Source organism: Bacillus sp. Bvel1, from assembly GCF_014872755.1.
GTDB lineage: Bacteria > Bacillota > Bacilli > Bacillales > Bacillaceae > Bacillus > Bacillus velezensis.
This window is the reverse complement of record NZ_JAAOBZ010000007.1, coordinates 19472-44793: the sequence shown is the minus strand read 5'-3', so window position 1 is coordinate 44793 and position 25322 is coordinate 19472. Positions and strand designations below refer to the sequence as shown.

42 protein-coding genes are annotated in these 25322 nt (G+C 43.0%); all 42 read left to right on the top strand.

Translation table 11 applies throughout. From position 1 onward, the window contains the following. The first annotated feature begins 48 nt into the window (after positions 1-48). The 42 genes from HAP68_RS09300 to HAP68_RS09100 all read left to right on the top strand — a co-directional run bounded on the left by HAP68_RS09300 (position 49) and on the right by HAP68_RS09100 (position 25315). Positions 49-372 carry a DUF771 domain-containing protein gene (locus tag HAP68_RS09300; protein WP_017417255.1) on the top strand — a complete coding sequence of 108 codons (324 nt, stop codon included), beginning with the start codon at positions 49-51 and terminating at the stop codon, positions 370-372. 228 nt (positions 373-600) lie between these two features. Then, positions 601-1461: a phage replisome organizer N-terminal domain-containing protein gene (locus HAP68_RS09295; protein WP_039251241.1), complete on the top strand. Its 861-nt coding sequence runs from the start codon at positions 601-603 to the stop codon at positions 1459-1461. Next, entirely contained in the window at positions 1412-2269 is an 858-nt protein-coding gene (locus HAP68_RS09290) for an ATP-binding protein (RefSeq protein ID WP_039251244.1), read from the top strand. The genes HAP68_RS09295 and HAP68_RS09290 overlap by 50 nt, the downstream gene beginning before the upstream one ends. Then, on the top strand, positions 2250-2411 hold the full coding sequence (locus HAP68_RS09285; RefSeq protein ID WP_154018700.1) for a hypothetical protein: 162 nt from the start codon (positions 2250-2252) through the stop codon (positions 2409-2411). The genes HAP68_RS09290 and HAP68_RS09285 overlap by 20 nt, the downstream gene beginning before the upstream one ends. Next, positions 2408-2566: a DUF6906 family protein gene (locus tag HAP68_RS09280; protein ID WP_165869033.1), complete on the top strand. Its 159-nt coding sequence runs from the start codon at positions 2408-2410 to the stop codon at positions 2564-2566. Before HAP68_RS09285 ends, HAP68_RS09280 begins: the two co-directional genes overlap by 4 nt. Beyond that, on the top strand, positions 2563-3111 hold the full coding sequence (locus tag HAP68_RS09275; RefSeq protein WP_039251246.1) for a hypothetical protein: 549 nt from the start codon (positions 2563-2565) through the stop codon (positions 3109-3111). Before HAP68_RS09280 ends, HAP68_RS09275 begins: the two co-directional genes overlap by 4 nt. Before the next feature lie 107 nt (positions 3112-3218). Further along, on the top strand, positions 3219-3359 hold the full coding sequence (locus HAP68_RS09270; RefSeq protein ID WP_015387918.1) for a BH0509 family protein: 141 nt from the start codon (positions 3219-3221) through the stop codon (positions 3357-3359). Positions 3360-3371: 12 nt separating this feature from the next. Further along, positions 3372-3527 (top strand): hypothetical protein, encoded by a 156-nt coding sequence (locus HAP68_RS09265; RefSeq protein WP_015387919.1) that lies wholly within the window; start codon positions 3372-3374, stop codon positions 3525-3527. A gap of 79 nt (positions 3528-3606) precedes the next feature. Continuing rightward, a complete protein-coding gene (locus HAP68_RS09260; RefSeq protein ID WP_024085436.1) occupies positions 3607-3810 on the top strand; it encodes an XtrA/YqaO family protein in 204 nt (67 codons plus the stop codon). Between the two features lie 140 nt (positions 3811-3950). After that, positions 3951-4328, top strand: coding sequence for a hypothetical protein (locus HAP68_RS09255; RefSeq protein WP_039251249.1), 378 nt, complete (start codon positions 3951-3953; stop codon positions 4326-4328). Then, entirely contained in the window at positions 4325-4555 is a 231-nt protein-coding gene (locus tag HAP68_RS09250; RefSeq protein ID WP_039251250.1) for a hypothetical protein, read from the top strand. Before HAP68_RS09255 ends, HAP68_RS09250 begins: the two co-directional genes overlap by 4 nt. 220 nt (positions 4556-4775) lie before the next feature. Then, the gene (locus HAP68_RS09245; RefSeq protein WP_039251254.1) at positions 4776-5033 is read left to right on the top strand and encodes a hypothetical protein; all 258 of its coding nucleotides are present in this window, start codon (positions 4776-4778) and stop codon (positions 5031-5033) included. A 4-nt stretch (positions 5034-5037) separates the two neighbouring features. Beyond that, the gene (locus tag HAP68_RS09240; protein ID WP_172437940.1) at positions 5038-5175 is read left to right on the top strand and encodes a hypothetical protein; all 138 of its coding nucleotides are present in this window, start codon (positions 5038-5040) and stop codon (positions 5173-5175) included. Between the two features lie 13 nt (positions 5176-5188). Next, positions 5189-5878, top strand: coding sequence for a dUTP diphosphatase (locus HAP68_RS09235; RefSeq protein WP_039251256.1), 690 nt, complete (start codon positions 5189-5191; stop codon positions 5876-5878). Beyond that, positions 5878-6240 (top strand): hypothetical protein, encoded by a 363-nt coding sequence (locus HAP68_RS19540; protein ID WP_225562147.1) that lies wholly within the window; start codon positions 5878-5880, stop codon positions 6238-6240. Before HAP68_RS09235 ends, HAP68_RS19540 begins: the two co-directional genes overlap by 1 nt. A gap of 139 nt (positions 6241-6379) precedes the next feature. After that, positions 6380-6508 (top strand): hypothetical protein, encoded by a 129-nt coding sequence (locus tag HAP68_RS19790; protein ID WP_099686887.1) that lies wholly within the window; start codon positions 6380-6382, stop codon positions 6506-6508. 13 nt (positions 6509-6521) lie between these two features. Beyond that, positions 6522-7034, top strand: a complete 513-nt coding sequence (locus tag HAP68_RS09225) for a sigma-70 family RNA polymerase sigma factor (protein ID WP_039251258.1) — start codon at positions 6522-6524, stop codon at positions 7032-7034. A gap of 11 nt (positions 7035-7045) precedes the next feature. Next, on the top strand, positions 7046-7498 hold the full coding sequence (locus tag HAP68_RS09220) for an ArpU family phage packaging/lysis transcriptional regulator (protein WP_039251261.1): 453 nt from the start codon (positions 7046-7048) through the stop codon (positions 7496-7498). After that, on the top strand, positions 7495-8037 hold the full coding sequence (locus HAP68_RS09215; protein ID WP_039251262.1) for a tyrosine-type recombinase/integrase: 543 nt from the start codon (positions 7495-7497) through the stop codon (positions 8035-8037). Before HAP68_RS09220 ends, HAP68_RS09215 begins: the two co-directional genes overlap by 4 nt. 216 nt (positions 8038-8253) lie before the next feature. Continuing rightward, positions 8254-8829 (top strand): DUF4145 domain-containing protein, encoded by a 576-nt coding sequence (locus HAP68_RS09210; RefSeq protein ID WP_039251265.1) that lies wholly within the window; start codon positions 8254-8256, stop codon positions 8827-8829. 284 nt (positions 8830-9113) lie between these two features. Further along, positions 9114-9284 carry a hypothetical protein gene (locus tag HAP68_RS09205; RefSeq protein ID WP_153952963.1) on the top strand — a complete coding sequence of 57 codons (171 nt, stop codon included), beginning with the start codon at positions 9114-9116 and terminating at the stop codon, positions 9282-9284. 111 nt (positions 9285-9395) lie between these two features. Beyond that, the gene (locus HAP68_RS09200; RefSeq protein ID WP_039251267.1) at positions 9396-9578 is read left to right on the top strand and encodes a hypothetical protein; all 183 of its coding nucleotides are present in this window, start codon (positions 9396-9398) and stop codon (positions 9576-9578) included. Between the two features lie 78 nt (positions 9579-9656). After that, positions 9657-10025: a DUF2513 domain-containing protein gene (locus tag HAP68_RS09195; RefSeq protein WP_052250224.1), complete on the top strand. Its 369-nt coding sequence runs from the start codon at positions 9657-9659 to the stop codon at positions 10023-10025. Between the two features lie 111 nt (positions 10026-10136). Then, on the top strand, positions 10137-10613 hold the full coding sequence (locus tag HAP68_RS09190; protein ID WP_039251269.1) for a hypothetical protein: 477 nt from the start codon (positions 10137-10139) through the stop codon (positions 10611-10613). A gap of 176 nt (positions 10614-10789) precedes the next feature. Beyond that, positions 10790-11164: an HNH endonuclease signature motif containing protein gene (locus tag HAP68_RS09185; protein ID WP_039251271.1), complete on the top strand. Its 375-nt coding sequence runs from the start codon at positions 10790-10792 to the stop codon at positions 11162-11164. Continuing rightward, a complete protein-coding gene (locus HAP68_RS09180) occupies positions 11124-11459 on the top strand; it encodes a transglycosylase (protein WP_225562146.1) in 336 nt (111 codons plus the stop codon). Before HAP68_RS09185 ends, HAP68_RS09180 begins: the two co-directional genes overlap by 41 nt. Before the next feature lie 86 nt (positions 11460-11545). Continuing rightward, a complete protein-coding gene (locus tag HAP68_RS09175) occupies positions 11546-12052 on the top strand; it encodes a phage terminase small subunit P27 family (protein WP_039251274.1) in 507 nt (168 codons plus the stop codon). Then, a complete protein-coding gene (locus HAP68_RS09170; protein WP_039251276.1) occupies positions 12052-13761 on the top strand; it encodes a terminase large subunit in 1710 nt (569 codons plus the stop codon). The genes HAP68_RS09175 and HAP68_RS09170 overlap by 1 nt, the downstream gene beginning before the upstream one ends. Positions 13762-13997: 236 nt before the next feature. Next, positions 13998-15248 carry a phage portal protein gene (locus tag HAP68_RS09165; protein ID WP_039251278.1) on the top strand — a complete coding sequence of 417 codons (1251 nt, stop codon included), beginning with the start codon at positions 13998-14000 and terminating at the stop codon, positions 15246-15248. Next, entirely contained in the window at positions 15238-15864 is a 627-nt protein-coding gene (locus HAP68_RS09160; RefSeq protein ID WP_039251280.1) for an HK97 family phage prohead protease, read from the top strand. The genes HAP68_RS09165 and HAP68_RS09160 overlap by 11 nt, the downstream gene beginning before the upstream one ends. A gap of 39 nt (positions 15865-15903) precedes the next feature. After that, positions 15904-17097, top strand: a complete 1194-nt coding sequence (locus HAP68_RS09155; RefSeq protein ID WP_039251281.1) for a phage major capsid protein — start codon at positions 15904-15906, stop codon at positions 17095-17097. A gap of 12 nt (positions 17098-17109) precedes the next feature. Then, entirely contained in the window at positions 17110-17421 is a 312-nt protein-coding gene (locus tag HAP68_RS09150) for a hypothetical protein (RefSeq protein ID WP_039251284.1), read from the top strand. Positions 17422-17448: 27 nt separating this feature from the next. Next, the gene (locus HAP68_RS09145; RefSeq protein ID WP_039251286.1) at positions 17449-17994 is read left to right on the top strand and encodes a collagen-like domain-containing protein; all 546 of its coding nucleotides are present in this window, start codon (positions 17449-17451) and stop codon (positions 17992-17994) included. A 14-nt stretch (positions 17995-18008) separates the two neighbouring features. Further along, complete coding sequence (locus HAP68_RS09140; RefSeq protein WP_039251288.1) at positions 18009-18356, top strand: head-tail connector protein; 348 nt, start codon at positions 18009-18011, stop codon at positions 18354-18356. Next, positions 18289-18648: a phage head closure protein gene (locus HAP68_RS09135; protein WP_039251289.1), complete on the top strand. Its 360-nt coding sequence runs from the start codon at positions 18289-18291 to the stop codon at positions 18646-18648. The genes HAP68_RS09140 and HAP68_RS09135 overlap by 68 nt, the downstream gene beginning before the upstream one ends. Beyond that, a complete protein-coding gene (locus HAP68_RS09130; RefSeq protein ID WP_039251291.1) occupies positions 18641-19024 on the top strand; it encodes an HK97-gp10 family putative phage morphogenesis protein in 384 nt (127 codons plus the stop codon). The genes HAP68_RS09135 and HAP68_RS09130 overlap by 8 nt, the downstream gene beginning before the upstream one ends. Beyond that, positions 19021-19401 carry a tail completion protein gp17 gene (gene gp17, locus HAP68_RS09125; protein ID WP_039251293.1) on the top strand — a complete coding sequence of 127 codons (381 nt, stop codon included), beginning with the start codon at positions 19021-19023 and terminating at the stop codon, positions 19399-19401. Before HAP68_RS09130 ends, gp17 begins: the two co-directional genes overlap by 4 nt. After that, positions 19402-20010, top strand: a complete 609-nt coding sequence (locus tag HAP68_RS09120) for a major tail protein (protein WP_039251295.1) — start codon at positions 19402-19404, stop codon at positions 20008-20010. 51 nt (positions 20011-20061) lie between these two features. Then, entirely contained in the window at positions 20062-20400 is a 339-nt protein-coding gene (gene gpG / locus HAP68_RS09115) for a phage tail assembly chaperone G (protein ID WP_039251296.1), read from the top strand. A 2-nt stretch (positions 20401-20402) separates the two neighbouring features. After that, entirely contained in the window at positions 20403-20588 is a 186-nt protein-coding gene (locus HAP68_RS09110) for a hypothetical protein (protein WP_172437946.1), read from the top strand. A gap of 12 nt (positions 20589-20600) precedes the next feature. Continuing rightward, complete coding sequence (locus HAP68_RS09105; protein WP_039251300.1) at positions 20601-24476, top strand: phage tail tape measure protein; 3876 nt, start codon at positions 20601-20603, stop codon at positions 24474-24476. Next, on the top strand, positions 24476-25315 hold the full coding sequence (locus HAP68_RS09100; protein WP_039251302.1) for a phage tail family protein: 840 nt from the start codon (positions 24476-24478) through the stop codon (positions 25313-25315). Before HAP68_RS09105 ends, HAP68_RS09100 begins: the two co-directional genes overlap by 1 nt. Positions 25316-25322: the final 7 nt, after the last annotated feature.

The following is a 25322-nucleotide window of genomic DNA, read 5'->3' as shown; positions in this document are numbered from 1 at the left end:
CAAAATAAAAGTGAGTAAAATTTTTAAAAGACATGAGAGGAGAAACTTATGGAACAACTTCTTGATGTTAGCCTGTCAATTCCGATCCCTGCTGACAAAATTCTCATCAGCAAGGTGGAACTCCAGGAACTAAGAGAACAATCGTTATCCGGGGTCTATTGGAACATGAAAGACCTTGAGAAAAAGACAGCACGTAAAAGCGAGTGGATCAAAGAAAACATTTTATACCCAAGTCGGTTCCGCAAAGTTTTAGATTCGGTAAACGGGGGTTTTGTATTTTACCCGCAAGCCAAAGGGCAAAACTGGAGCTTTCAAGCTTCTAAAATGGCTGCCTTTTTAGATAAGCACTTTGCTGAGATTTTCAACAAATAGCCGAAAGGAGAATACATGTGTTTTTAGAAAGCCACGTCTGGCTGCATAATCAAATTCACGTAATTATAAGCGAGTCTGTTAATACTCACGAAAGGGCAATTGCCGAACTAGAAGCTCAAGGCGGCACCTGCCTGTCTGATCAATGTCAGCAAAACACCCTCGGCTCTGTAATTGTCAACGGCAAGCGGTCTGTATGGTCTTTGACCAAGTCAGAAAGGGGGGAGTTGAATGGGCGAAATTAAATTCGTAAAGCTCAGCACCCATATGTTTGATGACGAAAAAATTAAGCTTATTGAACAGATGCCCGAAGCTGACACTTTGTTAATTATTTGGGTGAAATTACTCGCTCAAGCTGGTAAAACCAACGCCTCCGGTTACATCTTTCTTAGTGAAAATGTTCCGTATACTGACGAAATGCTTGCAGCTATTTTCTCGCGGCCGTTGGGGGTTGTAAGAATGGCCTTGGATACATTTAGACGGTTCGGAATGATCGAGATTAACGATCAGAACTATATCAGTATTTGCAATTGGGAAAAGCATCAGAACGTCGATGCGATGGATAAAATCAGGGAAGATACACGCAAAAGAGTTGCTAAATATCGGGAAAAACAAAAGGCTTTACAGCTTTCTCAACCTAGTAACGTTACAGGTAACGTTACAGTAACGCAAGGTAACGAACAAGAAGAAGAAAGAAGAAAGAAGAAAGAAGAAGAAGAAGAAGAATTAAAAGATATATTGTCGGGTAAACCCGACGACGCATCTTCTTCCGAAAACGAAAAGGACGAGATTCCATACAAGCTGATCATTGATCTGCTGAACAAAGTAGCGGGTACACGATACCGATATACCACAGAAAAAACAAAAAAGGACATCAAAGCACGCTGGAACGAAGGTTTTCGTTTTGAAGATTTTAAACATGTCATTCTTGTAAAAACAGAGGAATGGCTCAATGATCCTACTATGAATAAGTTTCTACGCCCTCAAACATTGTTCGGGACAAAATTTGAATCATACCTAAACCAAAAAGGAGGGGGTTCAATTGCTCAGAGCGGAAAGCCCGAGAAAGACCAATACTCAGGCCTTTTCTAAAGTGCTCCCCGACAGGCTCAAGCATTTGTTTCCTGACAAGATCGGAGAAAGAGAATGCGAATCATGCGGCAATACGGTTCCTATCTACATGCAAAACGGGGCTAGGCATAGCCGGTGTTTATCATGCGATAACTTAGCGCTTGAAAAAGAAATGATTCAATTTCAAGAAGAAACAGCAGCGGACGCTTTTTTCTGGAATAACAGTCTTGTCCCACCAGATACACAGAAAGCCAGATTCGGAAATTTTAATTTGAAGGGTTTATCCGATTCGCAACAGGACGCTTTTCGCAAGCTGAAATGGTATGCGGAGAACTTTGGAAACTGGGGTGATTTTGATTCTTTATTATTGCAAGGGAATTATGGAATCGGAAAGAGCCACCTGTCTCACAGTGTCGCACAGCATGTGAAGAGCCTACGAAAAAATGTCATCTTCGCCAATACAAAAATGCTGCTTAGAAAAATTCGAAACTCTTATGGCGATTCAAAAGAGACAGAAGCACATATTTTGAAAAACATTGAATCATGCGAGTTACTGGTGCTGGATGACCTTGGAGCTGAATACGTCAGGAAGGATAAAGACGGGGAGGAATCATGGGCTGCTGACTTGATTCTGACAATTATTGAGTCTCGAGAGGACAAGCCCAATATCATAACGACCAACTACAACGTTGAAAGCCTCCAAAGCAAATACGGTACACATGGCGGCCGGATCATATCTCGAATGATGCAAGGGACGAGGGTTGTCAAGTTTACCGGAGAGGACAGACGCATTAAAGGAGGTGGGAATAGTGCTTGGAACCAAGGCTGATATGATCATGCCCGGCGTTTGGGAATTCAAGGCGGAACGAAAGCTTACCGACGCTGAACGCAAACAAGAGCTTGATAATCTTATTGCTCTTCTTGATCAAAAAATAGCAGACTATCAGAACTTTAGGGGGAATGCAGTGTGAAACACGGGAAGCGCCCGACGCGCGCACAGAAAAATGTTATTAAGGCAAACGGCTTAAATCCAAACAACTGGCTTGTAACGAAGAATCTGCAGCATGAACACCGCCTCATACTTGTTCACCGCTATATGAATTACAAAAAGGAGTGTTTAGCATGAGTCAGGCGGTCAATGCCGAACGGTTCGAACTGGCTTTGGAGGATATGAATTATGAATGGTCAATGGTCCAGCTGAAAAAGGTAGTTCAATACTGGCATGATGGGAAATCAATTCTTGATATGTCGGAATTATTAAACAGGGATTCGGATGAAATCATTTTGCTGGTCATGGACTTTGCAAGAAAAAACATCCTGCCCGCCCGTAAGAACGGTTTACGCGCTAACAAAAGAATTAGAATATCCGAGAAAACCATGAAAGATAAAATGTTCCGACTACGCTATTTGTTTGAAGAAAGCCCGGTGTATATCCCTTTTCAGGACCTAAACTTCATGTTTTATGACAGTGAAATCAGGCGTTTCCGGGAGCTGTGGGCGGCAGATGAGTCTTACCTCAACATAGCAAAAGAGCTGAAACGGAATGAAGATGAAACGTTATTCCTTATCATCGACCAAGCAAAAAGAGACCTCATTGAGCCTCGGGAATCCGGCTTGCTCGGAAAGGAAGCGTCAGAAGATGAACGCAACAAGCAAAAGCTTCCGTTTTGAAAAAGCAACGGTCCAGCAACTTATGGTCATCGTGCGTTATGAAGACTGTACCCCGGAGGTGCGGAACGCGGCTTTACAAATGCTGATTATGAAGGGAGTGGCAGACGTTGGGACAGGCAGAACGAAAGCATTTAATGGAATGGCTTTTGCTTATCGGTTCTTATGGCAGAGATTTTTTAAACCGCCAGACAGATGAAGAGCTTGAGCGCTTATATAATCTTCAAATCAAAGGCATGAATAAAGAATAGGAGGACAGCACCATGACAGAAAACAAAAACTTGCGTCGGCACGGAGAAGTTACAACACGGGTGATGAGCGAAGAGGAACGCGTTGAGTATATAAAAAAACACCCAATCATTCCGACGGAAAAACCAAAGGTTGGCATACAGCTATTCCCGTCAAACTATTGGATGTAAGGACGGCCGCTAAAGCAACCGCCACCGTATGGTAAATAAAACCTAGACACTTTTATTATACCATACGGAGGCTTTGAACATGCAGCCAAAACATATATCACTCAATCAAAATACAAGTGTTTCTCAATTTATTGAGCCGGGGAAGGTGTCTGTCATCGTGTTAGACGGCAACCAAAACGCCGCATATGTCGTTGAGGCACCGGAACACGGTAAAACAATCATTCAAACAGTAAAAGGCGGTCTGGCTCGTTGTGATTACGAGATCGGCCATAAATTCAATTAGCAGGGGTTTTCCCCTGCGGGGGAGGAACGGAAAATGTATCAAAACGAAATCGCCCGCAAGTGTGAACGCTGCGGAAAAATATATTATTCAGCTCATTGGGTTGTATGCAAAACATGTCTTTTAGACCGGGAGGCCCGGGCATGAAAGAATTCAAAATCAACTTATCAAAAGGTGAAGTTTTATATACCGGCTCTTACATTTGCACCATTTCGAAAACGGCGGCCAGTACACCGGAGCAAATATCTTTAGAAGCAGCAGCCGAAAAGCTCGCGGAAGAGTTAATCATGCAACAGGCTATGAATCGGGAGCATCAGCGCCAGCAGGATGTCACGGTCATTCAGTTTCGGCAGGCTCAGGAAGAGATTCAGCGGCTTACAAAAGAGAACGAAGAACTAAAATTAAAGGTCGAGGGACAGGAAGAAGAAATAAGAGATTTAGAATTTGAAAACAGCAATTTAGAGGACGAGATAGAGGAATTGGAAGATAAAGTTGAAGCATTGGAGGGGGCTGCGGAATGAAGACAAAAAAAGTAACGATTCCCGCCCGCGATACCAATGGTTTCCTGACCGGATTCAAAACAATCAATGCACTTTGGGAATGCCCTACTTGTGGCGGGGAAATGGGAAATCCTCAGCTCACGCAGCACGCTGAAGACGGATTCTTTGGACAGGTTCATATTTGGAAAAATCCCTGCGGACATGTAGCTCATTATAAAAATCTTCAGATTGTAGGTGACGCGGAATGAGCGAATTATCCCAAGAACAAACTTGTCCGTATTGCGATTGCACAGAAGAAGCATCCTTTTCTAACTGGGATTCAGACAGCGACGGGATCGTAACATGCACGAGTTGCTACAAAGAATATTATTCAATGCCCCAATATCGCTTTGAGGGTTGGCAGGTTGAAAAAATATGCGAAGAATGCGGTCATGAAGAAAGTGAATGCCATTGCGAGGGGGAAGAAAAATGATGCCACTACAAGTAGAACTGCAACGGAACGTGAAGGCCACGAAGGACGAAGCAATGACCGTCGAGCAAGCGGCCGAGCTTTTAAAGGTTCACCCGGACTACATCCCGACGCTTGTCGCTCGGTCTGACGATCTGAAAATGATTGGCGATCATACCATTATCGCTAAACGGGATAAAACAAATATCTGGCTGGTCGGGGCTTGCGTGGGGCTCATCTTCTTCACTATCTCCGTGCTGCCGGGATTGATGGGGTGAGATAGTGAAACAGGATTACAGGCAGGCTTTTGAACAAGCATTGGCTGTCTTCCGTGAAAAGTACGGACCAGAAACAGGCGGCATGCTGCTGATGTGTCATGTACATGAATTTCTTCAAAATACCGTCGGCGGGCGGAAATAAGGGAGCGGAAACAATGAATCTACAAAAAATGTTTGAAATGCAAAAGGTGCTTGACGATCGGATCATCAAAGAAAAGGGGCTTGAGGGACAGGACTTGCTGCCGAACCTCATTCTCGCTTTACAAGTGGAGCTGGCCGAGTGTGCGAATGAATGGCGCGGCTTTAAGCATTGGAGTAATAACCAAAAGCCAAGAACAAAAGTATCAACAAATGTTGGTGCGACTCCTGAAAATGCATCCTTTTTCCGGTGTGAAAATGATAATTGCGGAGAGCATTTAAGCAAAAAAGATTTTGAAAACTTATTCGATCCTGATTATGAGGAGTGTCCAATTTGCAAAGTGGGTGATGTAACGGCTTTTCGTGATACAAACCCACTGCTTGAGGAATACGTGGACTGCCTGCATTTTATCTTGAGCATTGGCAATAGAATTGGATTTGATAATGGCGCTACGATTCAGCAGATCATGAGACGGGCAGAAGAAAGGGAATTAGAAACAAATATCGGTATTGGAAAAGCATTTTCACATTTAATGTCACTTGTATATGGTTTCTATTTTTCGATTGAAGACGAGTGGACTTATGTAATGTCTTTTGAGCGCTTTTTGAATTTAGGCAAATTGCTTGGGTTCGCGCCTGAACAGATCGAAGCAGCTTACATGGACAAAAACGCCGTCAATCATCAGCGGCAGCAGGAGGGGTATTGATGAACCACGCTGACAACCCGATCATTTCAGCCGTCATCAGCAAACTAAACGCACAACAGGACAAGGGGCTTGCCAAGTACGGCCAGCCCGTCCAAGTTAATGCCTATGATCTGCGCGGCTGGTTGCAGCATGCACTTGAGGAAACTCTTGATCTTGCAGTCTATCTGGAGGCGGCTATTCAGACTTTAGACAGAAAAGAAGAGACACTACAAGCGACATATAACAATTTGAAAAATAATCCACCTGCTTCCGAATCAATAGAAGATATGGGCGATTACTATATGAACCTTAATTCAGCTCAAGCGATTTATTCCACTGCATTTTTATTAGGTTTTAATCTTAAAAAGGAGGGCGCGGAATGAGCCACACCGACCATCAAATTTTTACGTGAAGTAATCAAAAATCAATATGTCCAAGACGGAGAGCCTGCGGACACTGATCATTGCACAGAATCACTGTGCTCTGATTGGTGTCCGTTTTTTATTTGAACGGAGGGACGGCATGAAGAAGAGGAAGGAAAAGCCCAATAAAAACGCTCAGGAGCGATCAGAGCGCTTTTGGCGGCAAATGATGGGACAAGACAGGCAAACACTTAAAAGAGGCAAAGGCGGGGCGTTAAAGCGTAAATAAGAGGGGGATCATTGTGAGAGATTTACTTTTCAGCTATAAAAGTACACTAAAACAAACAAGAGCAATGTATAAGCCACTTGCGGAAGCAAATGAAAGCGACCTTTCTGCTGCTGGTATGAGAGATAAAAAGAATCTCAGAAATATGATTTCTGATCTCCAATGGACAATCGACTGGCTTGAAAGTGGGAGGCAACCCGTGTCACGTCGCTCAATAGATCGCAGAGCCTCATATCAAAGGACTATGTTCATTGATCCTAAGATAATGGAAGTCTTCTCAAATGATTTTTCTATTCAGCCAGAGCAAACCGGATCAGTTACGGAGGAAGAGCAGAAAATAATTAATGATTGTCTCGGCAAACTTACGAATCGCGAAAAGGAAATTTTTCTTTTGCATATTGTAGAAGGTTTTTCTTATGAACGTATTAGTGCACTGCTCGGTATTGCAAAAGGAACTGTTCAAACAACAATTAACCGTTCACGAATGAAGATTGCAAGATACATTAATTCAAATATTAAAGGTGCATAGGGGGGAAAGAAATGAATCAATTGACATTAAATATTCCTCAAATTGACGAAGAAGCAACGAGAATGAAAGCAGAAAAGCTGCTCGAACAATATCGCATGTACTTGTTACAAGTGCCGGAGGATTTTTTGCCGAAAGTGACCGCAACATACAGCCTTGTTCCGCCCAGCTTTTCGAATGAATTTCATTCCTCCACAGAAGACGCAGCATTAAAACGTATGGATTGGGAGATTGAGAGGGAACGGTTTTTAAAGAGAATGCAAAGAGCGGTTAACCGGCTTTCCCAAAAGGAGCGGCAAATACTTGTCATGCTCTACATGCAGAATGAAGAAATGTATGATTATGAAGTCTATGCAGAAATGAGACTCAGTCAGCGGAGCTACTACCGGACGAAAGCAAAAGCATTTTACCGGCTGGCCTTTGCTCTTCGCGTGGAAGTCTATAAGGACGGGGGCGCGCCGGAATGAATTTTGTTCAGCCGATAAGGGACCCGGAATGCATTTTCTATATCAAACGGTTTTTAAAAGAACAGAGCGAGCGGAATTACATGCTATTTGTCACCGGGATAAATTCAGGTCTCCGCATATCAGATATATTGGAACTGAGAGTAAGGGACGCCAGACGGCCGTATTTCAACCTTATAGAGAAGAAAACCAAAAAGAAAAAGAGAATTGAAATGACGCCGGAACTTCAAAGAGAATTAAAGGCATATATTGAGGGGAAAGAAGATCACGAATATCTTTTCAAAAGCCGCGAAGGGATCAACAAGCCCATTTCCCGGTCGATGGCTTATAAGATTTTGAGGGCTGCTGCTGAGTATGTCAATTTGGATGATATAGGCACGCACACGTTGAGGAAAACATTCGGATACCATTTTTACAAGCAAACAAAAGACGTTGCCATGCTGCAGGAGATTTTTAATCACTCAGATCAGCGGACAACCCTTCGATACATTGGAATCAATCAGGATGCCATGAACAACGCCATGAAGAAATTCAAGATATAAGCAGGCTCATCTCATAAACAAGATGAGTCTTTTTTTCTGCATATTTTTATTGATTCCCTTCAAAAAGAAAACGTGGAATTCATTTTAGGGATATTGTTTGAAAACACGGATGGCAAGGGCTGACGGCACTTCGGGCAGTTGCACAGTATATAAGATATGAGTAATTGGTGGATAATGTGGATATGTTATACTATACAAAAAAGAGGAAGTGGAATAATGGTATTATGGGGAGAATGGGTTGATGTTGATAGAATGGATCCGTGTAAATATCAATGCGCCCACTGTGATGCATTAGTTGGCCCGGATTCAGGTTATTTATGTGATCGACATGGGGGTGCATTGGGGAAAGTCTATATATGTCCTAACTGCAACAGACCCACTTATTTTGAAATGAGTAATGATAGGACTCAAATTCCTTCACCGCGATATGGGAATAAAATAGAGCATCTTCCAGAAGAAATCGAAAAAGTCTACACAGAAATAAGAGATTGTATGTCTCATCAATTATATACGGCAGGTGTATTGTTAGCTAGGAAGCTGTTAATGAATATAGCTGTTGATTCAGGTGCAAAAGAGGGAGAAAGTTTTGTAACCTATGTAAATTTTCTTGAGAGTGAAGGCATTATTCCTAAAGACGGTAAGGATTGGGTTGATGCTATTAGACAAGCGGGTAACATTGCAACTCATAAAATTCCATCAATAAATCAAGAATTAGCAGAAGATATTGTAACGTTTTTAGAATTTTTATTAAGAATAAAGTATGAAATGCCTGGTAGAATGGCAAGAAAATAATTTTGGCACAAACTTGGCACGATAACGGCACACCATTTTGTTTTAGATAAGGTATTATGGTAATAGGTAATAAAATAAGGGAGCGGCACTGCTGATGAGCGGGGGCGCTTTTTTATGTTCTCTGTAAACTGCGTCCGGTAAATCTCAGGATAGACTATTGGATGTTTAAGAAGCCTTTTGAGTATGATTGGTTTAGAAAGAATATAAGTAAAGATGATTTATTGAAAATCTTAGTCGTTAGATATAATTTATGGTAGGATTCACATAGAAAGGAGGGGGGAATCTTGGATCCTAAGTTCGCAAAAATTGCATCTGAGTTAATAGAAGAGTACATGCCAACAATTGAGAAAATTAAAGGGCAGACAACGTATCATATCTATGAAGCTATGATCAAACTAAATGCTGAGATGTTGGCAAAAGCACTAGAAAAATACGAAAAAGCATCTAAAAATTAAGCGAGTTTGATAGTCGCTTTATGAGAAATTTTTGTTTCGCTGTAACTCTCTATGCAAAAAAACAGGCGCTTTCCCAATCGGGAGGGCGCTTTTTCTATTGGAGGGATTTCATTGAAGAATTTAGTAATGCGGGTTACACATTGCAAGGGAGCGGCTTTGGACAAAATTACACAGATTCTTGACGCTGGTCAAATATTAGAAGTCAAGTCAACAAAAGAAGAACCCTCTTTAAAGAATGAATACAACAAGCACGGCGACATTTGTTACAGCATAAGAGGTTATGATCCAGTTTAATTACTAATCGTTCGACAAATTTCGCAAATGATTCCCTTGTCGCTTCCTTTTACCGATAATAAGGTGGGAGGGATTAAGATGAAAAGAGATTTTGATTTAATACGAGAAATACTTATTACTTTAGAAAATGATAATAATCCAGAATCTTGGAAAGTTATTCAACTCGAAGAGAGAGACCAAAAGGTTATAAGTTATCATGTAAAATTGTTAACAGAAGCAGGATTAATAGAAGGAAAAGATACTAATTTAAATCCTGGATTTTGGTGGTATGCAAGGTCATTAACAAATCAAGGCCATGACTTTTTAGACACAATTAAAAATGAGACAACTTATTCTAAGATTAAAGAAAAAATGGGGAATCAGTTAAAGACGGCTCCTTTAACAGTAGTATCGAGTGTAGCAGTGGAAATAGCGAAAGAGTGGACTTTGAGTAAACTTGGTTTCTGATTAAGGATTTATTCTTTGCAAAAACTATTTCTAGTAAATCGTTCGACAAATTTCGCAATTGGTTCCATTATCCCTACCATTACCTCATAATTAGATAGGGAGGAGAATCGCATGAAAAATACAAAAATTACTATTAATGGTGTTGAAATCAACTGTAAGGCTGAGTATATTGATGGAAGAGATAATCACTTGTCAATACAATTTTTAACCCATGGTGCAAATGAATATCATCTGTATTCAAGTTTATTCTCGAATAATAAATTAGACGTGGTAACACCGAGAGGATCGTTCGTAGCAAAACTAGAGAGCTCAACAACAAATTACCAAGGAGAACTAGATAGAAATACGGCCGTCTCCTTTTCAATTGTACTTAAAGAAGCTGAAGCTAATTCTAATGAAAACTGGCAAGCTAATTCTGTGTTCTTATCAATTACCAACAAATTAGATATTGTTACGTTAGTTCAATTGCTTGTGGAAAAAGAATTAATTGACCTGGATGAATTCAATTCAAGATTAGAACAGGTAAATCAAAAGGAATTTACTAAGATTCATAAGATCATTTTTGGTGATTCGGAAGCTGGAGATTGAAATTATAAAAATATTTTAACCAAATATAATGAGTTTGAAGAAAGAAGAAAAACATCCTACGGGGTGTTTTTTATATTCTCTGTAAACTGCGGCCGGTAGATCTCAGGATAGACAATTGGCGGTTAACGGCTTGAGTGCGGGCGCAGTTTAGAAAGAATATGATTGGAGGGATTGGAATGAAGAAAGCTTTGACGCCTTGCAATGAACCCGGCTGTCCAAACCTCACACGAGAGGGCTACTGTGAACAACATAAGCGAACCAAGCCGGCTTATGATCAATACCGGGAGTCTGCGGCCAAACGGGGGTATAACAGCAAATGGAGGCAGTCGCGCGCTGGCTACCTGTCTAAGCATCCGTTATGTGCCGCCTGCTTAATGCAAGGCAGAAGAACCCCGGCGACAGTTGTCGATCATATCGTTCCACATAAAGGCGACAAAAAACTATTCTGGGACTCGGGTAACTGGCAGCCTCTCTGTGGGCCATGCCATAGCCGGAAGACGGCAAAGGAGGATGGAGGATTTGGAAACAGAACATCAAACGTGCGTGTGTGATCAATGCATGACCAGACTTCTTGTCAAAGGCTGTTCAAAGATCAGGAAGCACGACAACGGAATCAAGCAGCATTATATCAAGTGTCCACGCTGCAAGGCTGAGTACACATCCTTCTATACGAACGAGGACATCAGACGAATGCAGCACAGAATACGAAAGATGTTTACTCTTCGTCGTAACATGAAAAAGGAATCAGCTGTTGATCTATATTCAAAGAAAATAGAAGCAGCACAAACGGAAATACAAGCAGCCATGAGCCAGCTGAAGAAGGAGATGGAGACCCCCCACCCTTAAATCCCTAGAGGACTTTTGCCGGAGACCGCGCTCCCCTCCCCATTTTGAAAAATTCCCTAAATGAAAATTCGGAAGGAGGTGAGGGAATGGCCAGACCGCGGGAACCTTTAGATTTGTTACTTTATAAAGGCAAGAAAAACTTGACAAAGCAAGAGATTGAGGAACGTCGGGAACAAGAAATAAAGGCACCAAACGACAAAGTAAAAGCTCCATCGTATTTGCCAAAAGACTTAAAAAGAGAGTTTAAAAAGATAGCGGATGAGCTAAAAAACATCGGAATTATGACTAATTTAGATGTGGACGCGCTTGCCCGTTTTTTGTTTGCTCGAAAACAATACTTGGAAATGACCAAAGTCTTACTCGAAACGCCCATTACTGCATTAGTTGAGGATGATGACGGAAATAAATTTGAAGTAGCGAACAAGACATACAGTGATTTGCTTATCAATCAAGACAAGCTGTTCAAACAATGCAGGCAAGCTTCCAGTGATTTAGGGCTGACCATTTCCTCTCGCTGTAAACTTATTATCCCGAAAAAAGATGATGGGAAACCGAAGTCAAAAGAGGAAGAACGGTTTGGGGGCCGCATGTAATGCAAGAGATTACAGCCGAAATTCTCATTGAGCGGGTTTGGTCATATGCTGGGAAAATTCGCTCCGGGGAAATTAAGGCAGGCAAAAAGCAAAAATGGGCTGTAGAGCGTTTTTTTAAAGATGTTGACCGGCTCGCAGAAGATGACTGTCCTTATTACTTTGATGCTGAAGCTGTTGTGGATTTTTATGAATGGTCGCGGCAATTTAATCATGTCGAAGGTATACTTGCAGGGCAGCCGATTGAATTAACAGACTTTCAGCTTTTTATTGCGGCCAATATATACGGATTCTATAAAAAAGAAAATGGCGCCCGCCGGTTCCGGAAAGCTTATATCCAACTGGCCCGTAAAAATGCGAAATCGCAATTTTTAGCTTTAATCGCGTCGTATGAGATTTTCCCGACACAAGAAAAACACCGGGTATTTATCGCAGGCTGGTCCCGTGAACAATCAGATGAGGTATATCAAGCCATCCTTGAGCAGCTGCATCATGCACCAATACTAAAGGGGAAATACACCTCTGCTAATGGCCGCGTGAAAAAATATAAAACAAACTCTATTATCCAGCCTCTTTCCCGTGAGGCTCGGAAGCTCGGGGATGGTAAAAACCCATCATTGGGCATTGTGGATGAATACCACGCACATGAAACAAGTGAGATTTACGACGTCCTGGACAGCGGGATGGTCGCCCGGCGCAGTCCGTTAATGGCTGTTATTACGACAGCGGGTTTCAACATGGAGCGGCCATGCTTTAAGGAATATCAATATACGAGTAAAATTCTTGATCCAGACATTGACACGGAGAATGATGATTATTTTGTTATGATCTGTGAGCTTGATCCAGAGGACGATATAAAAGATGAATCAAACTGGATTAAGGCCAACCCAATTGTGGCAACGTACCCCGAGGGGATGGAGTCATTACGTTCTGCTTTAAAAGTGGCTCTTGAAGTGCCTGAAAAGATGCGCAGTTTCCTCACCAAAAATATGAACCGATGGGTTGACCAGAAGGACAATGGTTATATGAAGATGACAAAATGGCGCGCTTGCAGCGGGGAAATTCCTGATCTGCAAGGACTGCCCGTTTATTTGGGCCTTGATTTATCAATGACAACAGACTTAACCTCCGTTGGATATGTGGCCGTGCAAGACGGCTTTTTCTATGTCGGTCAACATTCCTTTATGCCTGAAGCCCGAGCCAAAGAAAAAATGGCGACGGATAAAGTGCCATATGATTTGTGGAGAGAGATGGGATTTATCACTTATACATCTGGCGAAGCAGTTGACTATCAATTAGTTGAACAATGGATCATTGAATTTATTCATAAAAACCGTTTTCGGCTACAAGAGACAGCATATGACAAGTGGAATGCTCTTCATTTAGCGCAGCGGCTTGAATCAAAAGGGCATACAATGGTGGAACTGCCGCAGAGAATTAATCATCTTTCATTACCAACAAAAAGCTTTCGAGAAAAGGTATTTGAAAGGAAAGTCGTGCATGGCGATGATCCGGTTTTAACATGGGCAATTAATAACGCAATTACGAAAATGGACCCGCAAGAGAATATCATGCTGGATAAAGCAAAATCACCGCAGAGAATTGACCCTATTGCGGCTGTTATAAATGCATTTGCCCGTGCGATGTATTTCGGCAATAGTGGAAGAGTTGATTTGAATGAACATTTTGGCTCCGGCAATTTCAGTTTTTAGGATGTGAGAAGTATGAAAAAGATTAGTGTCTTTTTTGCTGCCTTGTTTAACCCTAGAGTTTTTAAAAAAGGGTTTTCTTTTTTCTTATTGATATTAAATGATCTGCTGTTTATGGCGGGAGCCGCCTTTATTCTGACAGCTGTCTATAGATGGAGCACAAACATCGGTCTTATTCTGACGGGTGTCTTTTTAATGTTTTATGCGTACCTCATATCAAAGAAAGCGAGGTGATATAAATGCTACTCGAACGAATGTTTGAGAAACGTTCTGGCTCGTCAGATCATGAAGATGGTTTTAACAACATTTTATTAAACATGTTCGGCGGCCGGAAAACAGCAAGCGGCGAAAGAGTGAGTGAAAGCAACTCACTTGTGCAGCCGGACATATTTGCATGTGTCAATGTATTGTCGGATGACATTGCGAAACTGCCGATTCACACATATAAAAGAACGGAAGGCGGCATAGAACGGAAACCCGAGCACATGTCCGCGCATGCTGTTTATGCTCGGCCGAATCCTTACATGACAGCCTTCACGTGGAAAAAGCTCATGATGACTCATGTTCTGACTTGGGGGAATGCATATTCCTATATTCAATTCGGACCACATGGTTACCCGGAAGCGCTCTTCCCCTTACGCCCTGATTACACGAATGCTTACGTTCATCCGACAACAGGGATGCTGTGGTATCAAACTGTGTTAAACGGGAAAGCCATTGAATTATATGACTACGAGGTACTGCATTTTAAAGGGCTTTCGACTGACGGAATACATGGTAAATCACCTATTGGTGTTGTGCGGGAGCATATCGGGGCGCAAGCGGCTGCCACAAAATATAACGCCAAACTGTACAAGAATGAGGCAACTCCTCGGGGGATATTGAAAGTTCCGGCGTTCCTGGATGAAAAACCAAAAGAGAACGTGCGCAAAGAGTGGAAACGGGTGAATCAAGGTGAAAATATCGCCATTATAGATAACGGACTGGAATATCAATCTATTTCCATGCCTCTGCAAGAAGCTCAATTCGTTGAGTCTATGAAGTTTAACAAAGCACAGATTTCCATGATTTATAAAGTACCGTTGCATAAGCTGAACGAATTGGATAAAGCGACATTTTCAAATATTGAGCATCAGTCCATTGAATATGTCAGAAACACGCTGCAGCCATGGATTGTAAATTTTGAACAAGAACTAAACGTTAAATTGTTCTTAGATCACGATCAGAAAAGCGGCCATTACGTGAAATTCAATATAGACAGCGAGCTGCGCGGCGACAGTAAGACGCAAGCGGAGTATTTGAAAACACTTCATGAAACAGGAGTGCTGAATAAAGACGAAATCAGAGAATTACTTGAGCGCAACCCTATTGAAAACGGCGACAAATATATCTCCAGCTTAAACTATGTGTTCCTCGATTTTGTGGAAGAATATCAGCGGCTTAAAGCTGGCGGCGCCATGAAGGGGGGTGACAACAAGAATGAAGGATAAAGAGGTTCGGCATTTGACGACGCCGATCGAGCTGCGTTCCGAAGGTGAGGGGCAAAGTGAATATATCGAAGGGTACGCTCTCAAATTCGAAAAATGGTCTGAACGCTTGGGCTGGTTTAAAGAGATAATCAGCAGAACAGCTCTTGACTCAGCTGACATGTCTAACGTCATCGCCCTTTTCAACCATCAGCAAGATTTTCCCTTGGCGAGAAATACCGTTTCCGGGGATACTGGCCGCCTTGAATTAGATACAGACGGGATAGGCCTCAAATTCCGATTCAAGCCCTCAGACACGTCATATGCGCGTGATTTAATGGAGAATGTCCGGAGCGGCGTGATCAATCAGTGCTCCTTTGCTTTTTCATTGGATTATGGGGATGCTGAGGCAGATGAATGGCGTATCAATGAAGATGAGGACATTTACGAGCGACGAATCAATAAAATCAATCGCATTTTCGATATTTCACTCGTCACTACGCCTGCTTACAGCGATACTGAGGCGGTTGTAGGTGCCCGCAGTTTAGAAAAGGTTGAGCAGCTGAAAGAAAGACGTAATTCATCAGATGAAGCGTTAAAAATGGAATTGGAACTATTAGGCCTTGTACTCCCGGAGTAAGGTCTTTTTTAGTGCAGAAAACAAGGAGGAAATGATTTTATGCCAATGCAAATGAGCAAAAAAGAAATCGCATTAAGACAACAGTTTACTGAAAAGAAGCAGCAAGCAGACAAGGCGCTGCAGGAGGGCAATACCGATGAAGCGCGTGCATTGCTTGATGAAGTGAAACAGCTTAAAAATCAAATCGAATTGATGACCGAAGGACGTTCACTTGATGTCCCGGATTTACCGGGCGGTGTAAACTTTGTGCCCGAGCAAGAGCGCAACCCAGAGGGGCAGCGTTCACAAGGTCAAGGAAATGAGGAAAGGCAACAGCAATACAGCAAAGCTTTCCTTAAAGGATTGAGAGGCAAAAGACTTACCGACGAAGAGCGTGACCTTCTGGATAGTCCAGAATTTAGAGCGATGTCCGGTATAAATGATGAAGATGGCGGAATTTTGATCCCAGAGGATATTGGAAGGCAAATCCATGAATTTAAACGTCAGTTTGAGCCGTTGGAACAATATGTAACCGTTGAACCTGTCACAACTCGATCTGGAACTCGTTTACTTGAGAAAAATGCTGATATGGTGCCGTTTTCACCCGTAGAGGAATTGGGGAATTTACCTGAGATTGATCAGCCTAGATTCACAAAAGTATCCTACTCAATCATAGATTATGGTGGCATCATGACTCTATCTAATTCAATGTTGAATGACTCTGACCAAGCGATCATGAAATATGTAGCAAAATGGTTCGCAAAGAAATCAGTTGTTACCCGTAACAATTTGATTTTGGCTGCAATTGCATCATTGAAAAAAGTAGATATTGATGGTTTGGATGGTATTAAAAAAGCATTAAATGTCACGCTTGATCCGATGGTGGCGCCGGGTTCTATCGTGCTGACAAACCAAGACGGATATGACTGGTTAGACACGCTTAAAGATGGAACAGGCAGATACCTATTACAGCCAGACCCAACCAATCCTACAAAGAAGTTGCTTGATGGACGACCTGTCGTGCCTTTTACTAACAGAGTATTAAAAACTCAAAAAGGTAAAGCTCCACTCATCATCGGGAATTTAAAAGAAGCGATTGTTCTGTTTGATCGTGAACAACAGTCAATTGCATCCACAGACACAGGGGCAGGAGCATTTGAAACAAATTCAACAAAAGTCAGAGGGATTGAACGAGAAGATGTCCGTAAATGGGATGAGGATGCTGTAGTATTCGGACAAATCACGGTTGAATAAGGAGAGATAAGTATGAGCTATTCAACAAAAAACTACACCGCCGACGGGGGAAATCGTACCGTCATCGGCGGTGTTTTAGAAATTGCCGGGGGCAAGGTCATTAAAGATGGACAAGAGGTCAGTTTTGGCGGCAACCAATCTGAACCAGGACCCGGAAGCGTAACCCATGAAATGCTGGCGGATAAGTCGGTCCGCAGCAGGAATATCGGCACCGGCAGTGTAATGGAAGAACACTTAAATTCATCTGTTTTAGATCGTCTCAAGGCTATTGAGGATAAATTGAAAGAGCTTGCCAGTTCTGAGTCTGACGGAAAAACGGAATAAAAAATAAAAGGAAAAGGATGATTACAGATGGCTGAAGATTATTTATATGAAAGTAATGGAGTCAAAACTTCATCTGAAAAAGGAAAAGACGGCAAGGCGATAACGCCGGTCTATCTCAAAGAAAACAGCGAAGAAAATCCTCTTTTTGTAAAAGGACTGCAGGGTGAAAAAGGTGAGAAAGGAGACAAAGGCGATATCGGTAAACAAGGTCCTCAAGGAGAACCGGGGGAACCCGGCCCGCAAGGACCAAAAGGCGATAAGGGGGAACCCGGGGAACAGGGACCACAGGGTGAACCGGGACCGGCCGGACCAAAGGGAGATACTGGCGAGCAAGGCCCGCAAGGTGAGAAAGGAGACAAGGGTGATCCGGCTGTTATTGAAGAAAGCAGCATTACGTATGAAATGCTTGCAGAAAAATCAGTCCGGAGTAAAAACATCGGAACTGGCAGCGTGATGCCGGAGCATCTAAACAGCGAAATTACAAAATTGCTTGATGAATTGAAACAAAAAATGAATAACCTTGAAAGTGACCTGGCTGCTTTGAAAGGAACAGAAGAAGAACCGACAGAATAGGCGGTGTGTCCTGAATGGATTTAGAGGCTATTAAAAACTATTTAAAGGTCGAGCATGAAGAAGATGATCGTCAGCTTTTGAATCAAATGGCGGCGGCCAAAAGCTATATTATCAACGGGATAGGCAGGTATATTGAAGGGCACCCGCAATTTGAGCTGGTGCTTCAAATGCTTGTCCAACATTGGTATGAAAACAAAGGGATATATGAGACCGGGGGAACCGGCTTATCTATCCCTTTTACTGCTGAAAATATATTGACGCAGCTGCGTTATGTATCTGTGGAGGAACAAGAAAATGAGAAAAAAGATCAGCCAACTCCGGCACCGTCTGACCTTTCAAAAGAAAACCGAGACACAGGATGAAGAAGGTAATTGGAATGCAACCTATGTGGACTTATTCACGGTCTGGGGAGCTGTAGAGGGGGCTGGCTCTCTCGGAAATAGCGAAACTATGATTGCCGGAGCATTGGGAGTCAAGACTCCAAAAAAAATCACGGTGCGTTACCGGAAGGATATAAAACCGAATATGCGGATTGTTAAGCGCGTTCCTAAAGAAAAGACGGAACGCGTTTTTGATATTTTGGACACTAACGATCCGGATGATCAGGGGGAAGAGCTTGAGATTCTTTGTCAGGAGGTGGGAATCAATGGCTGATATGAGCTTTGACGGCATAGAGGATCTAACGCAGTATTTTAAAAAAATCGGCGGAGACGTCGAAAAGGTGGAACCCGTAGCGCTAAAGGCCGGCGGTGAAATTATCGCTGAACGGCAACGCTCCCACGTTAACCGGAGTGATAAAAAACAACCTCATATGCAGGACAACATCACAGTCTCCAATGTCAGAGAATCCAAGGACGGAGTGAGGTTTGTGGCCGTTGGTCCGAATAAAAAGGTAGCGTATCGCGGGAGGTTCTTGGAGTGGGGAACCTCAAAAATGCCGCCGCAACCGTTCATAGAAAAAGGCGGAAAAGAAGGGGAGGGCCCCGCTGTGGAACTAATGGAGCGAATACTTACAGCGCCGATCAAATGACCTACTCTCCTAAAATTGAATTGGTGAGCACACTTAATTCCAGTGCCTTATTAAAAGGCCTGACATCTGGCGGAATTCATAACCTCGTTGCGAATGATGTCAGCGCATTTCCGAGAGTAGTTTTTTCGGAGATTCAAGATGCTGATGCGGATTTTGCAGACAACCAGGTCTATTCATTTGAGGTGCGTTATCAGATCAGTATTTTCACTCAAGCGAGCACCCGCGGCAAGGAAACAGCGATTGCTGCGGAAATAGATAAGCTTATGCGAGAAATCGGCTACAGCCGGTATGATTCGCAAGATTTATACGAAACAGACACAAAGGTCTTTCATAAGGCCAGACGTTATAAAAAAACCTATTATCAGGAGGGGAAATAGATGGGGAAAGTATTATCTGGTTTGGATATGTTTCATATCGCAGAAGTATTAAAAGACACAAAAGATGAATTAAAATTTTCTGTTCCCGAAGAAATACCGGGCGCCGTTAACTTAAAAATTGATCCTAAATCAGAACAGGAGGTTTTTTATGCCGACAACGTGGCATATGCCACTGTTAATAGTTTAAGTGATATTGATGGTGAAATGGAAGTTGCCGACCTTCCTCTTGACATGCAGTCAAGGATTTTCGGTAAGCAAGTGGAGAATGGCATTCATTTTTCTAGTGCTGATGATAAGACACTAGAGATTGCTCTTGGTTTCCGGGCCAAGCTCTCTACCGGCGGGTACAGATACTATTGGGTGCTTAAAGGGACCCCAGAATTAGTACCGATTGAACACAAAACGGACGAAGGGAAAGCTACACCCCAAACAGCGCAGGTCAAAATTAAATTCATGCCTCTTACTAATGTAAAAGAGGGTAAGCGCAGATGGGATGCAAAAGCAGAAGAAGATAAGGCCAATGGGATTAATGCTGAAACATGGTTCAAACAAGTTGTCTATAAGGACATCACGAAAGAGGGAACGCCTGTCGTTGATGTCGGTAAATAATTCATTGAGCGCCTAAGAGCGCTCTTTTTATATGAAAAAGGAGGAACTTACATGGAAGCATTGTCTATTACACTTCGGCTTGATGGCAAAGATAAAAAATTTGTTACACCTGACCACATTACAGGTTTATTGTTTCGAAAGGCTGCAAAGATTGCAGACGATTTTGAATCACAAGATTCAGAGCGTCTTTTTACTAATGAACAGGTTGAATTTGTCTGTAATACCTTTGGCCAGAAATTTACACCTGATGAGTTTGAAAAAGGAATTGATGCCCGGCTGGTAGGAAGAACAATCTATGCTGCTGCACAGTATGTGTTGGGGAATATTGCGGAAGCAACGGCTCTTTTAAATAGCGAGGGAATTTCCAGCGGTGAAGAGCCGGGGGAGTGAGTCTGCCTGAGTCAGTCCTTGATATGTATAACGCCCTTGAGGAAATAGGATATACGCAGAATCAAATTGACGAAATGGACATTGTCTATCATCTGAAAAGACTGGCTCGGAGAAAATCACAAGAGAAGACCCAAACGAAGGCAAAAAACAATGATGAACCTATGTATATTGATCAATTTCTCGGATAAGGAGGTGCCCGATTGAGCAAAGACATAAAGGTCAGGCTGTATTCGAATTCATCTGAGTTTAAAAAAGAAATGAGCGCCTGTGCTGTTCAAATGAAAAATTTGAAGTCGGAATTTGAAAAAAACCGTACGGCAGTGGGTGTGTGGGGAAACGAATTAAAAACTGCTCAAGTAACCGAAAAAACATTAACACAACAATTGGAAACGCATAAACGCAGAGTAAAGGCGCTTGAGAGAGCTTACGCAGACGCGGCTATAAAAAAAGGGAAAGACATAAAAGAAACGCAAACGCTCGCCCGCCGTTTAAATAATGCTACTGCCGCAATGAATAAGACGCAAAACGCGCTAAATAGTACGACTCAGAGAATAAAAACGTTAGAGGAGGCAGCGAAAAGAGCTTCCTCCCGTGTTCGGATCATGGGCGAACGAATGGATTCAATTGGTGGAAAAATGCGTTCCGTTGGTTCGTCAGTAGCTATGACATCGGGCATCGCTTTTGGTGCGCTGGCTCTGTCCCTACGTGATGCTGTTCAGGTCGGCATGGACTTTGAAAAGCAAATGAGTAAAGTCCAGGCCATTTCCGGCGGATCGGCGGCAGAGATCGCAAAATTGAGAGAGCAAGCAAAAGAACTCGGTGCAACCACTGTCTTTACAGCAAGTCAGGCAGCGGATGCACAGGGTTTTTTGGCAATGGCCGGATTTAAGGTTAATGACATTTATGACGCAATGCCCGGGATGCTCAGTCTGGCGGCAGCCGGCCAACTGGAATTAGGTGCAGCAGCAGATATTACATCAAATATCATGTCTGCCTTTGCTCTAAAAGCAAAAGAGTCAGGGCACGCCTCGGATGTCATTGCTTACGCCGCAGCCAACGCAAACACCAACGTTGAACAGATGGGCGAAGCCATGAAGTTTTTGGCGCCGAACGCTAATTCCCTTGGTTGGGGAATGGAAGAATCAGCGGCCGCCATTATGGCTTTTGGTGACGCAGGTCTTCAAGGCTCAATTGCCGGGCAGGCTTTTGGTACATCCTTGATCCGTCTCGCTTCGCCAACGGGTAAGGCGTCGAAGCTTGTCAAAAAATTAGGTTTTGATTTCTTCGATGCAGCCGGAAACATGAAAAGCATGCCGGAAGTCGTTGAGGAAATGGAAAAAGGTCTGAAAGGCATGACCAAAGAGCAACAGGCGGCCGCATTAAAAACGATCGTGGGCGCTGAAGCATATAAACATTGGGCTGTCCTTCTTCAAAAAGGTTCAAAGGCTCTTGGGGATAATACTAAGGCGCTTGAAAAATCAGATGGAGCCGCTAAAAAGATGGCGGATACAATGCTGGATAATGCACACGGAAGCATAGTAGCTTTTCAGTCAGCACTTGAAGGGGCAAAAATCAAACTGACGGAAAGCCTTTTGCCTGCCCTGGGCGATTTAGCAAACAAGGGCAGCGACTTGATTATGATGTTTAATAATCTGGATTCCGGCACCGTGCAAACCATAGCGAAAACAGCCGTTCTGGCGACAGGTGTATTAGGGGTTACGACAGCCGTCGCCACGCTTACAGCTGGAATAGGGGCGCTTTTAGCGTTTACCGGTCCTGTTGGCCTTGCAATTGTCGGAGGTACAGCACTGCTAGGCGGTATTTCGGTTGCTACTTACGCTTACACTGAACAATTGAAGAACCAGAAAAAGCAGCAAGAAGAGGCGCGAGAATCTGCCTTGCTTTACGGTGAGGGTGTTTCTAAAGCAACACAAAAATCTGCTTCCACCTATGTGGACTTAAGAGAAAAGGCAGAACTGCAGCTGTTTGAATTGACCCGGGTATCTGGTTCAGAAGCTCAGAAGATGTCAGCTAAATTAGTTGAAACTTATGCCAGTATGCGCGACCAGCTAATACAAGAACTTGAAGGGCTTAAAAAGGATGCTCTGGTTGTCTTAAAAGGGCTATATGCGGACACCGATGAGAAAACAAAAAAAGCCGGCGAAAAGATGACTGACAAGATGGTCGGCGCAATTGATAAAGATATGCAAGAGGCTAGGAATAAACTAAAGCAGTTAAACGCACTGCAAAAAGAGACAGGCCTCGTCACTTCCAATATGAATGCCTCACAAAAGAAGCAATTCAATGACATTGTTTCCTATTTTGAATTGTCTACAAGTAAATTTGCGGCCAATCAAAAAGAAGCATTAGCAATGCAAAAAGTAGTAACGGATCAGCAAGGACAGCTTTCATTTAAACAAGCTCAGAAGTACAACAACGACATTAAAAAAGTCTATGACGATGGTAAACAAGCCGCCAAGAAAGATATGGAATACAGAAATGATGTTATTGAGAAGTTGTTTGCGCAGGGATATATAGAGGCGGAACAAAGAAGATCATTACTGAGCAAAAGCACGGCTGACTATAATACCGCATTAGCAAAAAACACGGATGCCTATGAAAAAAATTCAAGAGCCTTATTTTCCAAAATGTCACGAGACGGCAAGCTGCTTGATTTAGAGACCGGAAAGGCATTGGATAAACAAGATGAGTTTATATCTAATTCAATGGGGATTATGGTCAAAACTGAAGAGTCAGAAGCTCAATATCAAGAACGATGGGCAGCCCGGCAAATAGATTTTCTTCAAAAATTAGGACAATCCAAAGAAGAAGCAATTGAGACTACCCAACAGGCTTTAGAAGAGTTTTACCAAGGCATGGGGATGACCCAAGAACAAGCCCGTGAAGAAGCAAGTCAGATGGTTGCCAATGTTGAAGGGGAATTAGATAAGCCGACAAGCGCCGAACAATCAGGGAAGAAGGTTGCCGAGGACTTTTCCGCTGGCTTGAAGCAGTCCACACCAGCAGTTATTGGCGGGGGGACGGTCTTACAGCAGGCCCTTAACAATTCGCTTTCCGCAGATAACACCACGCCCGCACAGGCCGGACAAAATAAAGGAAATGCCTTTCGTACCGGTATCAATTCTACAAAGCCCGGTAATGCACAAGCAGGATCGTCTATACTTCAATCTGCTTTAAATGAGATGAAGAAAGGCGGCGGGCAAGCAAATGCAGCAGGACAAAACAAAGGAAATAAGCATAAAGCTGGTTTAACGTCTACCAAAGGCGCCAATACATCTGCGGCCGGCTCTCTCAGCTCATCGGTAACGAGCAATTTAGCCAAAACCTCAGACGGCGGAGGCGGTAAAAAGGCCGGAACTGAATTGGCCAGCGGCGTTCTCAGTAAAAAGGGCACAGCAAACAGCGCCGGAAAAAGTGTTGCAAACAGCGCAAAAACGGGGCTGAAAAGCGTTAAGACACATAGTGTTGGTTCTGACTTTGTAACCGGCTTTATAAATGGAATGGGATCGCAAAACGGCTCTCTCTTCAGTGCGGCGTGGAACTTGGGGAAATCCGCCTTGAGGTCTTTAAAGAAATCTATTGACTCCCATTCTCCCTCCAAACTAACAAAAGCGGAAGGAAACAACTTTTCTGATGGGTTTGCGTTAGGGATAGAGGACAAAGCCAAAAACGTAAAACAAAGTGCTGCTTTTATGGCGCAGAACGCAATGACCTCGTTTAAGCAGGAATTAAATCAGATGGCTTTCAACATAAAGGGGGCTGCTGATCAGCTCATTTCAATGAAGTCAGAGCTTACCATCCGGAATGAAGTTGACACGCCTGCTTTAAATCAAAAGCTAGATGCTCTAATCACACTCCTGTCACAGCAACAGTCTGGCGGGGCAGGCCAGGCCGCGATACCTCAGCAGCCTATTATCATCCATCCGGCTGCGGTGCATATGGACGGCCAACAAATTGCGACGATCGCTTTTGAAAAAGGAGATGGCAGGATACTTGACCAGAAAGCTGCAGACCGATACAACCAGAATGCCTATAAAGGCGGTGTCAGATCATAATGCTAGATTTATATATTGATTTTAATAACAGTATGGGAGAACAAAGCTTATCACGAATTCTCCCCCGTTTTAAGGTGCGCAGCTTCACGCCTGACTCACCGAATATTGAACGAGAAACAACAACCCTCCCAAGGATAAACGGTTTAGTGCTGCCGCAGCACCCCCGGGACGTTGTCTACAAAGAGAGAGACATCAAGGTTGATTTTTTATTAGATTCCATCATTCCCGAAACCTTTTATCAGAACAGGCATGAACTTTATTCATTGTTAGTGCAGCCGTTTCCTTATTATATTTCAACGGACCTTCTGCCTAACCGTCGGTTCCTTGTTACGTGTGACGGGAATTTTACTATCGCTAAGGACAAACAGAAAAACCATGCCACATTCACAGTGGGGTTCACGGATATTCTGGGGCTTGCCGAGTCGAAATATACCTCTTCTACCATCCAGAATTTCAATGGAGAGCACTGGAGTCCCGGTATGGGAATCCTTCGGAGAGATGATCTTGAATATCATTTCAAGAACCAAAAACGATTCAGCGTTTACAATCCCGGCGGCGCCGCGGTCAACACTCTGCAGCATGATTATAACGTCTTTCTGTGGGCCAAAGGGACAAACGTAACCATTGCGAACCGAACGAACGGGGAAAAATTGAAAATTGAGCAGGAGCTAAAACGCTCGCAAAAAGTCACATTCATCAGGCAGTACACTGTAATCGGGGATAAGCGTCTGAAAACATCCGGCCGTCTGCCGACACTGGATGTAGGATGGAACGATTTTGAAATTATAAACTCAAATGACTTTGAAATTTTATTTGATACTCGTTTTTATTATAAGTAAGGAGGGA

Excerpts from the sequence above, each read along its gene's own strand:
- HAP68_RS09130 (WP_039251291.1), top strand. The coding sequence starts at position 18,641 with ATGGCTGATATGAGCTTTGACGGCATAGAGGATCTAACGCAGTATTTT.
- HAP68_RS09295 (WP_039251241.1), top strand. The coding sequence starts at position 601 with ATGGGCGAAATTAAATTCGTAAAGCTCAGCACCCATATGTTTGATGAC.
- gpG (WP_039251296.1), top strand. The coding sequence starts at position 20,062 with ATGGAAGCATTGTCTATTACACTTCGGCTTGATGGCAAAGATAAAAAA.
- HAP68_RS09185 (WP_039251271.1), top strand. The coding sequence starts at position 10,790 with ATGAAGAAAGCTTTGACGCCTTGCAATGAACCCGGCTGTCCAAACCTC.
- HAP68_RS09170 (WP_039251276.1), top strand. The coding sequence starts at position 12,052 with ATGCAAGAGATTACAGCCGAAATTCTCATTGAGCGGGTTTGGTCATAT.
- HAP68_RS09155 (WP_039251281.1), top strand. The coding sequence starts at position 15,904 with ATGCCAATGCAAATGAGCAAAAAAGAAATCGCATTAAGACAACAGTTT.
- HAP68_RS09190 (WP_039251269.1), top strand. The coding sequence starts at position 10,137 with ATGAAAAATACAAAAATTACTATTAATGGTGTTGAAATCAACTGTAAG.
- HAP68_RS09160 (WP_039251280.1), top strand. The coding sequence starts at position 15,238 with ATGAAGGATAAAGAGGTTCGGCATTTGACGACGCCGATCGAGCTGCGT.
- HAP68_RS09195 (WP_052250224.1), top strand. The coding sequence starts at position 9,657 with ATGAAAAGAGATTTTGATTTAATACGAGAAATACTTATTACTTTAGAA.
- HAP68_RS09300 (WP_017417255.1), top strand. The coding sequence starts at position 49 with ATGGAACAACTTCTTGATGTTAGCCTGTCAATTCCGATCCCTGCTGAC.
- HAP68_RS09135 (WP_039251289.1), top strand. The coding sequence starts at position 18,289 with ATGAGAAAAAAGATCAGCCAACTCCGGCACCGTCTGACCTTTCAAAAG.
- HAP68_RS09220 (WP_039251261.1), top strand. The coding sequence starts at position 7,046 with ATGAATCAATTGACATTAAATATTCCTCAAATTGACGAAGAAGCAACG.
- HAP68_RS09120 (WP_039251295.1), top strand. The coding sequence starts at position 19,402 with ATGGGGAAAGTATTATCTGGTTTGGATATGTTTCATATCGCAGAAGTA.
- HAP68_RS09165 (WP_039251278.1), top strand. The coding sequence starts at position 13,998 with ATGCTACTCGAACGAATGTTTGAGAAACGTTCTGGCTCGTCAGATCAT.
- HAP68_RS09215 (WP_039251262.1), top strand. The coding sequence starts at position 7,495 with ATGAATTTTGTTCAGCCGATAAGGGACCCGGAATGCATTTTCTATATC.
- HAP68_RS09275 (WP_039251246.1), top strand. The coding sequence starts at position 2,563 with ATGAGTCAGGCGGTCAATGCCGAACGGTTCGAACTGGCTTTGGAGGAT.
- HAP68_RS09210 (WP_039251265.1), top strand. The coding sequence starts at position 8,254 with ATGGTATTATGGGGAGAATGGGTTGATGTTGATAGAATGGATCCGTGT.
- HAP68_RS09235 (WP_039251256.1), top strand. The coding sequence starts at position 5,189 with ATGAATCTACAAAAAATGTTTGAAATGCAAAAGGTGCTTGACGATCGG.
- HAP68_RS09250 (WP_039251250.1), top strand. The coding sequence starts at position 4,325 with ATGAAGACAAAAAAAGTAACGATTCCCGCCCGCGATACCAATGGTTTC.
- HAP68_RS09245 (WP_039251254.1), top strand. The coding sequence starts at position 4,776 with ATGATGCCACTACAAGTAGAACTGCAACGGAACGTGAAGGCCACGAAG.
- HAP68_RS09100 (WP_039251302.1), top strand. The coding sequence starts at position 24,476 with ATGCTAGATTTATATATTGATTTTAATAACAGTATGGGAGAACAAAGC.
- HAP68_RS09140 (WP_039251288.1), top strand. The coding sequence starts at position 18,009 with ATGGATTTAGAGGCTATTAAAAACTATTTAAAGGTCGAGCATGAAGAA.
- HAP68_RS09145 (WP_039251286.1), top strand. The coding sequence starts at position 17,449 with ATGGCTGAAGATTATTTATATGAAAGTAATGGAGTCAAAACTTCATCT.
- HAP68_RS09150 (WP_039251284.1), top strand. The coding sequence starts at position 17,110 with ATGAGCTATTCAACAAAAAACTACACCGCCGACGGGGGAAATCGTACC.
- gp17 (WP_039251293.1), top strand. The coding sequence starts at position 19,021 with ATGACCTACTCTCCTAAAATTGAATTGGTGAGCACACTTAATTCCAGT.
- HAP68_RS19540 (WP_225562147.1), top strand. The coding sequence starts at position 5,878 with ATGAACCACGCTGACAACCCGATCATTTCAGCCGTCATCAGCAAACTA.
- HAP68_RS19790 (WP_099686887.1), top strand. The coding sequence starts at position 6,380 with ATGAAGAAGAGGAAGGAAAAGCCCAATAAAAACGCTCAGGAGCGATCA.
- HAP68_RS09255 (WP_039251249.1), top strand. The coding sequence starts at position 3,951 with ATGAAAGAATTCAAAATCAACTTATCAAAAGGTGAAGTTTTATATACC.
- HAP68_RS09265 (WP_015387919.1), top strand. The coding sequence starts at position 3,372 with ATGACAGAAAACAAAAACTTGCGTCGGCACGGAGAAGTTACAACACGG.
- HAP68_RS09175 (WP_039251274.1), top strand. The coding sequence starts at position 11,546 with ATGGCCAGACCGCGGGAACCTTTAGATTTGTTACTTTATAAAGGCAAG.
- HAP68_RS09260 (WP_024085436.1), top strand. The coding sequence starts at position 3,607 with ATGCAGCCAAAACATATATCACTCAATCAAAATACAAGTGTTTCTCAA.
- HAP68_RS09180 (WP_225562146.1), top strand. The coding sequence starts at position 11,124 with ATGGAGGATTTGGAAACAGAACATCAAACGTGCGTGTGTGATCAATGC.